Raw genomic sequence first — 13,694 nt, 5'->3', positions numbered from 1 at the left:
TCCCCCTGGGTGTCAGAACTGCAGCGGCAGGTTGTCGATGAGCCGGGTGGTGCCGACCCGGGCGGCGACGAGGATCCGGCCCTCGGTGCCGGGCTCGGGGTAGTCGGGCAGCTCGCCGAGGCCCGTGGTGGTCAGCGCGAGGTAGTCGAGCTCGACGCCGGGCTCGGCCTTGATGACGCCCATCGCGGCCCAGCGCGCGGCCGGGACGCCGTACGACGCCCGCTGCTGCGCCGCGCGCAGGGCCCGGCTCAGCGTCGCGGCCTGCTGGCGCTCCTCGTCGTCGAGGTAGCGGTTGCGGCTCGAGCGGGCCAGGCCGTCGGGCTCGCGGTCGGTCTCGGCGCCGACGATCTCGATGCCGAGGCACAGGTCGGTGGTCATCCGGCGGATCAGCGCGAGCTGCTGGTAGTCCTTCTCGCCGAAGATCGCGACGTCGGGACGCACCAGGCCGAACAGCTTGGCGACGACGGTGAGCACGCCGCGGAAGTGGCCGGGGCGGCTGGCGCCCTCGAACAGGTCGCCGAGCGGGCCGGGCTGGACGGTGACGGCCTCGGTGGCGACGCCCTCGTGCGGGACGCCGTCGGGGTACATCTGCGCGACCGTCGGCGCGAACACGACGTCGACCCCCTCGGTCGCGGCGAGGGCGAGGTCTGCGTCGAAGGTGCGCGGGTAGCGGTCGAGGTCCTCGGTCGGCCCGAACTGCAGGGGGTTGACGAAGATCGACAGCACGACGGTGCCGTCGTCCCCGGCACGCTCGCGCGCGATCCGCAGCAGCGACGCGTGGCCCTCATGGAGCGCGCCCATGGTCGGCACGAACACCACCGGGCCGGTGCCCCGCAGGTCGCGCAGCTCGGACCGGCTGCGGGCAACAGCCGGGACGGTCGCGGTGGTCACAGGCTGTCCACCCGCGGTGCGTGCAGCACCCGCCGGTCGCCGTACGCGCTGAGGACCGTGGCGATCGCCTGGGCGCGGATCGGCAGCAGCCGGCCGTCGGTGACGGCACGGTCGAGAGTGGCCCACGCCATCGCGACGTACGACGGCACGGTGTCGGGCGCGTTGGCCGAGATGTCCCTCAGGTGGGCCGCGACCGTCTGGACGTCGCCGCGGACGATCGGGCCGGTGAGGGCGGCGTCGCCGTGGGCGAGCGCGTTGTCGAGGGCGGCGTCGAGCAGGGGGCGCAGGGTGCCGGCCGGGTCGTCGACGCCGGCGGCGCTGAGCAGGCCCATCGCCTCGCTCACCAGGGTGACCAGGTGGTTGGCCCCGTGGGCCAGGCCCGCGTGGTAGAGCGTGCGCATCTCCTCGGGGACCCAGGTCGGGCGCCCGCCGAGGTCGGCGACGAGGGCCTCGGCGAGCTCGCGCTCGGCCGGGCCGGCGGTGAGGCCGAAGACGCAGCCGTGAAGACGCTCGAGGTCGACGGCGGTGCCGGTGAAGGTCATCGCCGGGTGCAGCGCGATGACGCGGGCCCCGACCGCGGCGGCCGGCGCGAGCACGGCGAGGCCGTGGCGACCCGACGTGTGGGCGACGACCTGGCCGGCGTGCAGGGCGCCGCTGTCGGCGAGCACCGTCACCACGTTGGGCAGCATGTCGTCGGGCACGGTGAGCAGCAGCAGGTCGGCCTCGCGGGCGACGTCGCTCGGCTTGCGCATCGGGACGCCGGGCAGCAGGTCGGCGGCACGACGACGCGAGGCATCGGACTCACCGGCGGCGGCGACGACGGGGTGGCCGGCCGCGCGAAGACCCGCGGCAAGGACGGCGCCGACGCGACCCGCGCCGATCACACCCACGGAGAGCTTGGGGGACATCGTGAACCTTTCGTTCCCGTCCCTCCGACCACTCGCGCCCTGCGGTGCGAGCCGGTGTGGGTACCGGACGTTGTGCTCAATGGTGTCGTCCCGGGGTTCCGGGACGCCTCAACGGTACGCCTACTCAGATTGCCCCGGAACGGGTCGGTCCGGTGGCTTGCGTCACAGAAGTCGAGCGTCTCCTATCCTCGGGGCATGTCGTCGCCCTCCCCGCTGCCCGCCGGCGCGCGCGTGCTGCACGTCGGGCCTCACAAGACCGGCACGACGGCACTGCAAAGCGCGTTCCACCTGGCCCGGAAGGCCGCGGCGGAGCAGGGGGTCCGCTACCTGTCGCGCAGCCAGCACGACGCGCGGGCGGCCCGCTACGTCACCGACCGGATGGTCGCCGGCCGCGACCCGGCCCGGGCCGAGAAGGCGTGGCGGTCCGTGGTGGAGGGGCTCACCGCTCCCGGCCCCGAGCGCCGGGTGTTCAGCAGCGAGTTCCTCTCGGACGCCACAGACGAGCAGGTCGCGCGGATCGTCGGCGAGGTCGGCGCCGAGGACCTGTGGGTAGTGGTCACCCTGCGTCCGCTCGCCCGGATCCTGTCGTCGCAGTACCAGCAGGGCCTGCAGCGACAGAGTCGCCACACGTACGACGCCTGGCTGCGGATGGTGCTCGCCGACGACGTCTCCGATCCGGAGCCGCGGGAGTTCTGGAACCGGCACCGCCATGATGCGCTCGCGCGCAGGTGGTCCGGTCACGTCGGCGCCGAGCGGGTGATCGTCGTCGTCCTCGACCCCCGCGACCACACCTTCCTCCCCCACACCTTCGAGCAGCTCCTCGGCCTGTCACGCGAGACCCTCGCCGGCCAGGACGCACGGGAGAACCGGTCGCTCACCGCCGACGAGGCCGAGGTGCTGCGCCGCTTCAACGGCAGCTACGCCGACCTCGGCCTGCAGCCCGATCACTACGTCCGACTGTTCCGCCACCTCAAGGATCACCTCAAGGAGCGCGCGCCCGGGCCCGGGGAGGCGCCACTCGTCACGCCGGACTGGGCGGTCGAGCGCGCCAACGCGATCGGGGCCGCGATGGCCGCGGCCATCCGCGATCTCGGCGTTCCGGTGTACGGCGACCTCGACTCGATCTCCGCGACCCGGCCCAGCGGCGTCGACGCCACCCCCGAGCCGCCTGCGGCGATCGACGCGGGCGTGGCCGCATGGTTCGGCGCGGGGCTGGCGCTGGCGGCCGAGCGGCTGGTCGCACACTCGCCTGCTGCACCGCCACCGGCGGCGCCGGAGCCCACCGCCGCCGTACCGACCGGGGGGCTGCGGGGAAGGCTCAGTCGCCGAGGCTGAAGGGGTCGTCCTTGCGGACGTCGTAGACGTGCCCCGACTGGTCGGAGATGAGCACGTCGACCGAGGTGCGCGCGACCGTCTGGGAGTCGAGCAGGGTGCCGGGGGCCTCCTGGCCGAAGGCCTTGGTGCGCATCGGGGTGGCGGTCCGCTCGGGGTTGATGCAGTTGACCCGCACGCCCGCGTCGGCCCACTCGTCGGCGAGCGCCTGGGTCAGGTTGACCGTGGCGGCCTTCGCCGAGGAGTAGAGGCTGTAGCCGCTGCGACCGCGGGTGTAGGAGCTCGACGTGAACAGGAGCAGGGAGCCCTGGGAGGCGGCGAGGTGGGGGTAGAACTCCTGAGCGATGAAGATCGGCCCGAGGTAGTTGATCTCGGTGGCGGCGTAGACCGTCTCCTCGGTGGTCTCGAGGAGCTCGCCGCGGGGCAGCACGCCGGCGGTGTTGACGACGAAGTCGATGGTGCCGGCCTTGGCGATCGCCTCCTTCGCCGCGGCGGCGACGTCGGCACGACGGCCCACGTCGGTGTTGGTGGTCGACCGGCTGAAGGTGAGCACGGTGGCGCCGTAGGACTGCGCGAGCTCGGCGATGTCGGCACCGATGCCGTAGCTGCCGCCGAAGACGACCATCGTCCTGCCCTCGAGCGCGGCGCGGTAGCCGGCGTCGTCCTTCGCGCGGGGCAGGTCGATGCCGGTGAGCTGGAAGAGCTTGTCGGCGATGTAGACGTCGATCGGCTCGGTGACCTTCATGTTCCGGTCGTCGCCGTGGACCACGATGATCGGCTCGTCGGGCAGGTACTTCAGCACGACGCTGCAGTCGTCGGTGGCGGTGAAGTCGGGGTCGCCGGCGGCGATCTCGTAGGCCCGGGCGAGGACGTCGAGCCGGAAGGCCTGGGGCGTCTGGCCGCGGCGCAGCGACGCGCGCGGCGGGATGCTGCGGATGGTGTCGTCGGTGGCGACCTCGATGATCGTGTCGGCCGACGGGATGGCGACGTCGACGGCCGGGTAGCGCTCCAGCGCGGTGAAGCACTCGCCGATGATCCGCGGCGTGACGAGCGGGCGGACCGCGTCGTGGAGCAGGATCCGGGTCTCGGCGACGTCGCCGGTCCCGGCCAGGTGGTCGATCGCACGCTGGGTGGTGTCGTTGCGGGTCTCGCCGCCCTCGAGGATCGCGGTGACCTTGGGGTAGGCGCCGCCGCGGGTGATGTCGCGCACCGCGTCGGTGTGGCCGGGCGTCATCATCACGACGACCTCGTCGACGTCGGCGTGGTCGTGCAGTGCGAGCAGGGTGTGCTCGAGCAGGGTCTTGCCCGCGACCTTGATCAGCTGCTTGGGGATGTCGAGTCCGACCCGGCTCCCGACACCACCGGCGAGCAGGACGGCGACATTCCTCGTCATGGCTGGCAGTCTCCCACGGGTCAGGAGCGGCGGAGGATTCGGCGCCGGAGCTCGGCGACGATGGCGCGGCCGCTGACGGCGTCGAGCGAGCGGGCAGGCGTCGCGGCGGGAGACTGGGGCGCGAGCGTGAGGGCGACGCGGAAGTACGCCTCCATCATCCGGCCGGCCGACGCGACGTCCACGACCTCGGGGACCTCGACCTCGACGGGGTGGGAGGCGGGGTCGCTGGACAGGTGGCGCACGTCGCCCAGCACCCGGGCGCCGGACGACTCCAGCGCCTCGACCCACTCGGCGACGTACTCGTTGGCGCGCTCGGCCGCCCACCGGGGCACCCGCACGGTCTGGTGCCGAGGCGCGGCCTCCACGACCGAACGCAGCTTGATCCTGCGGGTGTCGCCTGCGGTGGCCATCCACGCGTCGAGGTCTCCGCCGTGCTCGCGGTAGGCGGTGGCGAAGTGCCGGAGCATCTCGGCCTCGGGCATCGGCAGGGACAGGTTGCGCGACGGCGACGGCTCGAGCAGCTGGGGGACCCCGAGCAGGCTCTCGAAGGCGCGCAGCAGCCACGCGTGGTCGGTCGGGTCGAGCACGACGAAGACCAGGTTCTCCTCGCCGAACGCCGCACCCCAGTCCTGCAGCACGCGGCGGGGATTGAGCCGCCGCAACGGCTGGCCCGGGACGAAGCCGGCACCCACGCCGCCGAGCGGCTCCTCGGCGAAGGTGGTGCGCAGCCAGTCGTCGAGCGGCTGGGTGTGGGCGCGGCGCAGGCCCTGCTGCCAGCGCGAAGCGAGCTGAGGTGCGAGCGCGCGGATCGTGCAGACGACGTACGACGGCCCGAGCTCCTCGCGCAGCCCGCGGATGCGGTCGGGCTGGGCCAGCGACAGGGACTCGCTCGACCAGAACGTGCGCCGGGCCGTGGACGTGCGGAACTCGTGGGCGAGCTGCTGCCAGCGCTCGTGCTCGGCGCCCCAGTAGGACCGGACGTTGCCGGCCGCGGTGATGGCCACCTTCCGCTCGTGGGCCCGGCGCGAGACGTTGTGGGCGCCGTGCTGCTCGAGCGCGGCACGCGCGGCCCACAGCGAGTGCTGGAGTGCGGTGGTGCCGGTCTTCGGCATGCCGATGTGGAGCAGCCTGGAACCGTCGGGAAGGGAGTCCATCAGCGCTCACCGAGCCGGCGGCGGGCGCGGCGGGCGAGCTCGCGGGCCGCCGTACGACGGGCGCCGTCCTGGTCGCGCTCGGTGTCGCAGTGCTCGGCGACGGCCCGGTGCCGCGACCACACCGCCTGCTCGACCGGGCCCGCGAGGTCGCGGTGCTCGGGGCGGGGGTGGACGCCGGTCAGCTTGCTGATGATGCCGACGGCGAGGGCCGCGGCGGCGCCGGGGTCGATCGCGGTGACAGGGGCGTTCTCGCCCTCGGCGGGCGCGAGCGCGCGGTCGGAGAGCAGGCCGAGGTCGCCGATGACCCGCGCACCGGACGCCGCGATCCGCTCCGCCATGCCGGCGCCGACCTCGAGCGCCCGGTCGATCGCCCAGCCGGGGGTCAGCAGCCTCTCGGCGGCGGGGTCGGGCGGTGCGGCCTGCAGGCCGCGGGCGGCGCCGAAGCGGATGAACCGGCCGTGGTCGGCGCTGGTCCACGGCGCCCGGGCGGTGCGGTCGACCAGCTCCTGCATCAGCGTCGCCTCGGCGAAGGTCAGCGACCGGTTGGTCTTGTCGGCCGGCGGGCGCAGCAGTCCGTCGGGGAGCCCGAGCAGGCTCTCGAAGGCCGCCGGGAGCCCGCGGTGGTCGCGGTCGTCGACCACGATCACGCTCACCCGGTCGCCGCCGACGAGCCCGACCCAGCGCTCGACCAGCCGGTCGTGGCGGTGCCGCTGCCAGAAGGACGGGGTGACGGTGCCTCCGTCGGGGTCTTCGGCCTGGTCGAGGATCGCGCGCAGCCACTCGCCGTACGACGGCACGGGGACGTTCTGGCCGTACTGCTGCCACTGCGAGCCGAGCAGGCGCACGATCGGGCGCACGGTGATCACGACATGGGTCTGCGGGCCGAGCACGTCGAGGACGGTGCGGGCGCCGTCGTCGGTGGCCTCGCAGTAGACCTCGCTGCTGAGCACGCCGATCCGCGGCCGGTCGGCCTGGAGGGCGGCGACCATGGCGTACCACCGCTCGCGGAACGCGTCGATGTCCTTGCCGGGGTCGACCCGGCCGAGGGCGACCGCCATGGCGGCGTTCATCTCGTGGGCGAGCTCGCCCGGGTAGGCGACGCCATGGGTCGCGAGGGCCTCGCGGGCCTCCCACAGCGCGCCCTGCATCGCGGTGGTGCCGGTCTTGTAGGGCCCGATGTGGACCAGCGTGGTGCCGTCGGGCAGCGGGGTGATCGGCGCGGTCATCGGGTCCCCCGCAGTCGGGTGAGGAGGGCGCGGGCCGGCAGCTCCGCCAGGGGTACGACGACCGCCCGGTCCGGCGCGAGGTCGGCCGGCCGCTCGACCTGGCCGAGCATCACCTCGAGCGCGGCGTCGGCGGCCACGTCGAGCGGGACCAGGCCGCGCTCGGCGGGGACCGGCCACAGCAGCGCGTCGCGGGGCCCGCTGACAGTGACCCCGTCGGCCTCCAGCGCCGCGAGAGCGGCCCGGCAGGCGTCGCGCATCGCCCGGGCCTCGGCGGGACCGAGGTCGGGATCGGTGTCGAGCGCCCGGCTGATGCAGGCGGTCGCGTCGGCGGTGCCGTCGACGGCGGTCTGCCAAGCGGGCGGCAGCAGCACCTCGACCTGCGCGACGATCGCGTCGGCGTACGCGCGAGCGGTGTCCTGGCCGCCCGGCACGCTCTGCGGCGGGATCGGGTCGGCATCGGTGTGGGCGGCCGCTGCGGCGACGTCGAAGCGCGGCCAGCGGCGACCGGCGGCGAGGGTGAGCAGCTCGTCGAGCGAGGTGACCTCGTCGAGGGACACCGCGAGGTGCACCGGCGCCTCGGCGGTGTGGACCGCCCGGACCTCGGCCACCCAGGCGGCCAGGCCCTCGGGGGTCGGCTCGGACAGCAGCTCGGCGACGGCGCCGACGACCAGCAGGGTGCGGTCGGCGTCGAGGTCGACCTCGACCACGGTGACGTCGGGCCGCTCGTCGTCGTCGCGGGTGACCCGCTCGTCCTCCAGCGAGGCCCACCAGGTGGGCACGGCGAAGGCGTTCATCCCGGCGTGGGCGTCGGGCACGTGGAGCAGGCTCATCCCCTGCCCACCCGTCGCCGGGCGCGGCGGCCGAGCTCGCGGACCAGCTCCCGGCCGCCGTACGACGACAGGTCGGGCGTCTGGGATGCGCCGGACGGGGTCCTCGCCGCGTGCTGGAGGGCGGCAGTGAACGCGACGTCCATCAGCCGGCCCGCGCTCTCGACGTCGACGGTGGTCGGCACGTCGACCCGCTCCGGGTAGTCGGCCGGGTCGACGAGCAGGTCGGCCAGATCGCCGACCACGGTGACTCCGGAGTCCTCGACGGCGGAGTTCCACGCCGCGGCGTACTCGTTGGCGCGCTCGGCGACCCACCGCGGGGCGCGGATGGGGTGCGCCTCGAGAGTGTTGGTGTAGTCGCGCAGCGGGATCCGCGCGAGCACGCCGATCACCTCCATCCACGTGGGGTGGTCGCCGCCGTGGTCGGTCCAGGCGCGGTTGAAGTGCCGCAACATCTCGGCCTCCGGGTAGGGCAACGAGGCGTTGCCCTCGGGCACTGGCTGCAGGATGTCCGGAACCCCCATCAGGCGCTCGAAGACGCGGAAGTTGCGCAGCCTGTCGGTCGGGTCGGGTACGACGAGCACGATCCGCTCCTCGCCGAAGACCGGGCCCCACTCCTCGACGATGCGACGCAGGCTGAACCGGTGCAGCGACGGCATGAACCTGAGGTAGTCGATGGTCACCTCGCCGTCGGGGGTGACCGCGTCGAACTGGTTGACCGCCCATTCGTCCAGCGACTGGGTTCCGCGCCGGCGCAGCCACTGCTGCCACTGGGACACCATCAGCGGCGCCAACGGCCGCAACGTGACGACGACATGGGTGTCGGACCCGAGCTGGTCGGCGAGATAGGCGACCCGCTCGCCCCGGGCATGGCTCAACGACTCGCTCGACCAGAACGTGCAGCGGGCGTCGGACTCGCGGAACTCCGTGGCCAGTGCCTGCCAACGCTTCTCCCAGGCGCCCTGCCAGAACTCGGCGAGCCCGCCCGCGGCGACCTGCCCGACCCGCATCTCGTGCCGGCCATGGTTGACGTTGTGGGCGCCGAGCGCCTCGAGCTCTGGACGGGCTCGGTCGAGTGCGCCCTGCAGCGCGGTCGTCCCCGTCTTCGGAAGCCCGATGTGGAGGAACCGCGAGCCGTCCGGGAGGGCGTCGGGCAGGTCGACAGAGCGCATCGGGTGATCCTAGATCTCGGTCCCGAAGAAGGCCGCCGCCACCCGCTCGGCGGCGTGCCCGTCCATGAAACGGCTGAACCGCTCGTGGAAGGCGGCCACCTCGCCGGCGTACCGCCGCCGTAGTCCGTCGAGGTCGCGCAGCAGGTCGACGACCTGCTCGGCGGTGTCGACGTGGGGGCCGGGGGCGGTCGGGCCGTAGTCGTAGAGGAAGCCGCGCACACCGCCGACGTAGGTGTCGAGGTCGGGGACCAGGAAGACCATCGGCCGGTCGGTGAGGGCGAAGTCGAAGCGCAGCGACGAGTAGTCGAGCACGGCGGCGTCGGCGGCGAGGATCAGGTCGTTGATCTCGGGGTACTCGGTGACGTCGAGGAAGCGCGTGGCCCCGGCGCCGTCGCCGGAGGGGTTGTGGAACCGGTGGCCGCGCAGCAGCAGGACGTAGTCGGGGCCCAGCTCGCGGGCCGCGGAGGCGACGTCGAGGTGGTGGACGGCGTCGGCCGCGCGCCAGTTGGTGGCCTGGTCGTCGCGCCACGTGGGGGCGTAGAGGATCGCCTTCTGGTGGGGCTCGATGCCGAGGCGGCGCCGCACGTCCTCGCGTACGACGGCCGCGCGGTCGCCGACGAGGACGTCGTCACGGGGATAGCCCTCGCTGTGGATCGCCCCGTCGTAGGCGTACTCGCGGCGGTAGAACTGGTCCATGTCGGGGTCGGGCGTGAGGATCAGGTCCCACTGCTGCGAGGTGCGGGCCAGCTCGAGCTCGATGCGCCGCGGCGGGTAGTGCTTGGCGTCCCACATCCGGATGCCCATCGACTTCGACGGGTAGCCGTGGAAGGTCTGCAGCAGCCGCTGGCCGGGGCGCTTGCGGAACCAGCGCTCCGGGTCGATGTTCATGCACAGCTGTCCGGCGGCGGCCAGCACGCGGTACCACTCGCGGGTGGTCATCACGACGGGCACGGCGCCCTCCGGCACCCACGAGGCGGCGGACGCGACGCCCCAGTAGAGCGTGAGGTCGGGGCGGGTGCGCCGCAGCTCGTGGTGGAGCGCGAGCTGGCTGTCGGTGGCGGTGGCGCCGACGTAGGACTGGAAGTAGACGGCGTCCGGCTCGAGCGGGATGTCGCCGTCGGCGTACCACTCCTGCAGCTGGGTCTGGCCGTAGGGGACGCGCTCGTCGACCGGCACCGGCGGGAGCAGCTCGATGCCGGCGACGCGGCCCTCCTGCACGACGCGGGCGGAGTAGCTGCGGTGACCAGTGCCGACCATGAAGTGGTGGAGGCGGTCGATGCCGGCCTCTCCGAGCAGGCTGCGCGTGGTGGTGCCGCCGATGGTGACGGCGAGCCAGAACCAAGCGGGTGCGAGCGGGCGCTCGCCGAGGCCCCAGCGGTCGGCGGTGAGGGTGAGGCTCACGCGGACCGTGCCGTCGGCGGCGGCCGGCGGCAGGTCGGTGGCGAGGACCTCGGTGCCACCGACCTGGGTGAGGAGGACGATCCGGGCGTCCTGGCCGGGTGCGGCGCCGAGCCAGCGGGCGGTGACGTCGAGCCGGAGGCCCTCGACGAGGAGGTCGTCGACGACGAGGGTGCCGGCGGTCTCGTAGAGCTCGGTGTCGCCGGACGGGGTGCGGGAGCCGACCAGCTCGCCCTCGCCGACGCCGAGCCACTGGGGCGCGCCGGCGGCCCAGCCGAGCGGGATCTCGCGGCCCTCGGCCGTGAGCGCCTGGACCTGCCAGCGCCGCTGGCCGGACCAGGCGGCGGGGAGCTGGAGCCGGAACGCCCTCTCGCCGCTCGGCGTGGTGGTGAGCTCGGCGCGGACCTGCTGGGTGCCCTGGGTGACACGTAGGCCGGTGATCTCGGTGGCGGCGGGGACGAGGGTGCCCTCGACCGTGCGGCCCTGGACGGTGAGGGAGCGCAGCCGCGGGCCGCTGTCGGGACGGATGCGCAGGCCGACCACGTCGGAGCGCGGGTTGAAGGCGACGACCGACCCGGCGACCGGGCGGGGTGCGAGGTGGTCGCGGCCGATGAATCCGGCCGAGGCCTGCTCGTCGATGAGCGGGACGGCACCGGTGCGTCGTACGCCGTCGACGTCGATGTCGACCTCGAGGACCCAGGTGCCGGTGCCGTCCGTGGTCGCGGCGACCACGTCGGCGACGGGGACGACGGCGTCGAAGGCGCCCCACGAGAAGTCCTGGTGGCGGCGCAGCGCCTGGTTGGCGCGGGCGTCGCGGAACTGGCGGATCTGCAGCGGGACCCGTTGCCCGGTGGCGCTCTCGACGAGCGCACAGGTGATCGCAGGCGTCGTGCTCATGTGCACGAAGTCGACGGCCGCGAACACGGTCAGCTCGAGCGTGGTGGCGTCGACCCAGCGCGCCTCGCGCAGCATCGCGCGGAACCGGGTCTCGTCGGCGGTCATCTCGAACAGCTCGGGCGGGATGGCCAGCTCGGCGTCGTCGTGGTGCGGCAGCAGCGCCCAGACCTTGCCGTCGCGGACCTCGGTGGGCCGGTTGCCGCGGGTGAACAGCCGGGCGCCGAGGAAGTCCTCGAGAGCCTTGCGGTGGTTGTTGCGCAGCAGCCACAGCTTGACCCGCGCCTCGGCGTTGAGCCGGGCCCAGACGTGCTCGTCGGCGGCGTCGAGGAGCATCGCGACGTGGTCGCGCAGCGTCTGCCACTGGTGCTCGTCGGCCCGCTCCACGTCGGCGATCAGCGGTTGCACGGCCGTGTCGAGCACGCCCCACAGGAACCACTCGCGGACCTCGGGCAGCCCGAGCGCCTCGACCCGGTGCCAGGTGTGGTCGTTGCGGTCGATCCAGCCGGCCAGGCCGCTGAGCACGTCGGGCACGGTGCCGACCTGGACGCCGTCGCGGCGGTCGGTCGGGATGTAGGTGAAGTCGGCCAGCAGGTCGAAGGCGGACGCCCGCTCCAGCAGCCCGAGCGCGACGTCGGCGCCGTCGGGGAAGTCCTCGGAGAAGCGCAGGCCGGTCTGCCGCCAGGCCGCGCGCGTGAAGAGCTTGTTGCCGAGGCCGAGGTCGGTGACGGCGACCGGGGTGGCCGCGAGCGTCGTACCGCGGACGGGGGTGTGGTGGGCGGCGTCGTACGCCGAGTCGGGGATCCAGCCGGCGATGTCGGGCTCGCGCATCGCGCCGACCACCACCGGCGAGCCGGAGCGCGCGTGGGCCTCGACCAGCCGCTCGATGCCGGTGTGGACGAAGTCGTCGCCGGCGTTGGTCACGACGACGACCAGCTCGCCGGCCGCGGCGGCGACGCCGGCGTTGCGGGCCGCGGCGAGGGACCTCTCGACCTTGATCCGGGTCTTGATCCGCCAGTCCGCGGCGGCGTGCTCGCGCACGGTCGCGGTGACCCGCTCGTGGCGCCCGAAGCGCACGACGAGGACTTCGAGGTTGCGGTGGGTCTGGACCTTCAGCGAGTCCAGGCAGGTGCCGATCCGGGTCGTGTCGTCGTCGCTGACCGGCAGCACGACGGTGACCAGGGGGCCGGAGAACTCGCCACGGAAGCGGCGGGTGGCGCGGCCGACGGGACCGCGCAGCCGCCCGGGTCCTGCCTTGGCGAGCCGGATCAGGCCCTGCTGGGCGCGGGCGCGGTCGAGTGCCACGGCAGCAGCGTCCTTCCGGGTCGACGGGTGGGTCGCCCGATGCTACCTAGGGGTGTGGGGTCAGGCGGGGCGGCGGGCCCGGGTGCGGGCCTGCGCCTCGAGGGCGTGGATCTGCGAGGTGAGGACGTCGAGCTCGGCCTCGAGCTCGGCGACCCGGACGACGGCCTGGCCGGCGCGCTCCTCGGCGTCGGCGAGGCTCTTGGTGAGCCGGTCGGCGGTGCGCTGGGCCTCCTCGGCACGCTCGCCGGCCTCGACGAGGTCGCGGCGGGCGTCGGCCAGCTCGGCGGCGGCGTCGCCGAGGCGCTTCTCGAGGCGGGCGATGGTGGCGTCGCGCTTGGCGACCTTGCCCGTCATGTCGGCGGCGAACTCGACGTTCTCCGCGGTGCGGACCTCGGTCAGGTCGGCGTACGCACGCGCCTGGGTGGCCCGGTCGCGGGCGGCCTCCTGACGGGAGTCCAGGAGCTCGCTGTGGGTGATCTTGGTGGCCGCGGCGCCCAGGACGAGGGCGGCGGCGGCGGCGATCGTGACGAGGAGCCAGGAGCCGGTCACGGCCGTGCCGGCGACGGCGAGCGTCGCGAGCACGAGGAGGAGCACAGCGACCAGGACCCGCGTGGAGCGCTGACGACGGCGGTTGCCGGACATGACAGGGGAAGTCATGTCTTGCACGGTAGGCCTCCGGGCGCTCGAGACGCGGCAGACACGCTTGTCACAACCGTCCCAACCGTCACAGTCGGTCGTCCCCGAGCCCGGATCCGGGCTAAGCGTCGTCGTGGACCCGACAGGCCCTTTCCAGCAACAGGCCCGCGACCACCGCGGCGATGGCACACCCGGCGGCGACGAAGGAGCGCACCATCCGCTCGTCGGCCAGCTCGGCCGGGTCACCGATCCAGGAGAGCGCGTAGCCGACGTACCCGCCGGTGACCAGGGCGGCGACGAGGGCACTGGCACGGGCGAGGACGAACCGGTTGACGGCCTGGTGGGGCTCCAGCCGCTCGCGGCGCACGTGGACGGCGCGGTGGGTCACCCAGGCGACGTACCCGAGGATCACGGCGAGCAGCAGCAGCGCGAGCGGCTGCGCCGCCGAGACCAGCGGGGGTACGACGCCGATCCGGTCGCACACCGGGTGGACCGCCCAGCCGACGACCGCGCCGGCCACCGCCCAGCCGAGGACGGTGGGCAGGCCGGTGGGTCGCA

Annotated in this window: 11 protein-coding genes; 1 reads left to right on the top strand and 10 read right to left on the bottom strand. The window is 73.9% G+C overall.

Annotated elements, in window-relative coordinates:
* Positions 1 to 12: 12 nt before the first annotated feature.
* Together panC and QI633_RS02255 are read right to left on the bottom strand one after the other, a co-directional pair.
* Positions 13 to 891 carry a pantoate--beta-alanine ligase gene (gene panC / locus QI633_RS02260; protein WP_282427959.1) on the bottom strand — a complete coding sequence of 293 codons (879 nt, stop codon included), beginning with the start codon at positions 889 to 891 and terminating at the stop codon, positions 13 to 15.
* Positions 888 to 1,799 (bottom strand): Rossmann-like and DUF2520 domain-containing protein, encoded by a 912-nt coding sequence (locus tag QI633_RS02255; protein ID WP_282427958.1) that lies wholly within the window; start codon positions 1,797 to 1,799, stop codon positions 888 to 890. The genes panC and QI633_RS02255 overlap by 4 nt, the downstream gene beginning before the upstream one ends.
* A gap of 195 nt (positions 1,800 to 1,994) precedes the next feature.
* Here QI633_RS02255 and QI633_RS02250 point away from each other — a divergent pair, with 195 nt between their 5' ends.
* Positions 1,995 to 3,134 carry a hypothetical protein gene (locus QI633_RS02250; protein ID WP_282427957.1) on the top strand — a complete coding sequence of 380 codons (1,140 nt, stop codon included), beginning with the start codon at positions 1,995 to 1,997 and terminating at the stop codon, positions 3,132 to 3,134.
* Here QI633_RS02250 and QI633_RS02245 read toward each other — a convergent pair.
* From QI633_RS02245 to QI633_RS02210, 8 genes are all read right to left on the bottom strand, one after another.
* On the bottom strand, positions 3,118 to 4,524 hold the full coding sequence (locus QI633_RS02245) for a bifunctional cytidylyltransferase/SDR family oxidoreductase (protein WP_282427956.1): 1,407 nt from the start codon (positions 4,522 to 4,524) through the stop codon (positions 3,118 to 3,120). The two genes, QI633_RS02250 and QI633_RS02245, sit on opposite strands and share 17 nt — an antisense overlap.
* Before the next feature lie 20 nt (positions 4,525 to 4,544).
* Positions 4,545 to 5,678, bottom strand: coding sequence for a hypothetical protein (locus tag QI633_RS02240; protein WP_282427955.1), 1,134 nt, complete (start codon positions 5,676 to 5,678; stop codon positions 4,545 to 4,547).
* Positions 5,678 to 6,904 (bottom strand): hypothetical protein, encoded by a 1,227-nt coding sequence (locus QI633_RS02235; RefSeq protein WP_282427954.1) that lies wholly within the window; start codon positions 6,902 to 6,904, stop codon positions 5,678 to 5,680. Before QI633_RS02235 ends, QI633_RS02240 begins: the two co-directional genes overlap by 1 nt.
* On the bottom strand, positions 6,901 to 7,734 hold the full coding sequence (locus QI633_RS02230) for a hypothetical protein (RefSeq protein ID WP_141800586.1): 834 nt from the start codon (positions 7,732 to 7,734) through the stop codon (positions 6,901 to 6,903). Before QI633_RS02230 ends, QI633_RS02235 begins: the two co-directional genes overlap by 4 nt.
* Positions 7,731 to 8,903, bottom strand: a complete 1,173-nt coding sequence (locus tag QI633_RS02225; RefSeq protein WP_141800587.1) for a hypothetical protein — start codon at positions 8,901 to 8,903, stop codon at positions 7,731 to 7,733. The genes QI633_RS02230 and QI633_RS02225 overlap by 4 nt, the downstream gene beginning before the upstream one ends.
* 9 nt (positions 8,904 to 8,912) lie before the next feature.
* On the bottom strand, positions 8,913 to 12,500 hold the full coding sequence (locus QI633_RS02220; protein WP_282427953.1) for a CDP-glycerol glycerophosphotransferase family protein: 3,588 nt from the start codon (positions 12,498 to 12,500) through the stop codon (positions 8,913 to 8,915).
* A gap of 60 nt (positions 12,501 to 12,560) precedes the next feature.
* Positions 12,561 to 13,157: a hypothetical protein gene (locus QI633_RS02215; RefSeq protein ID WP_282427952.1), complete on the bottom strand. Its 597-nt coding sequence runs from the start codon at positions 13,155 to 13,157 to the stop codon at positions 12,561 to 12,563.
* 100 nt (positions 13,158 to 13,257) lie between these two features.
* Entirely contained in the window at positions 13,258 to 13,656 is a 399-nt protein-coding gene (locus QI633_RS02210; RefSeq protein ID WP_282427951.1) for a DUF3180 domain-containing protein, read from the bottom strand.
* Positions 13,657 to 13,694: the final 38 nt, after the last annotated feature.

The organism is Nocardioides sp. QY071 (genome assembly GCF_029961765.1).
Lineage (GTDB): Bacteria > Actinomycetota > Actinomycetes > Propionibacteriales > Nocardioidaceae > Nocardioides.
Note: the sequence above shows the minus strand (reverse complement) of the source record. Positions and strands in the feature narration are given on the sequence as shown.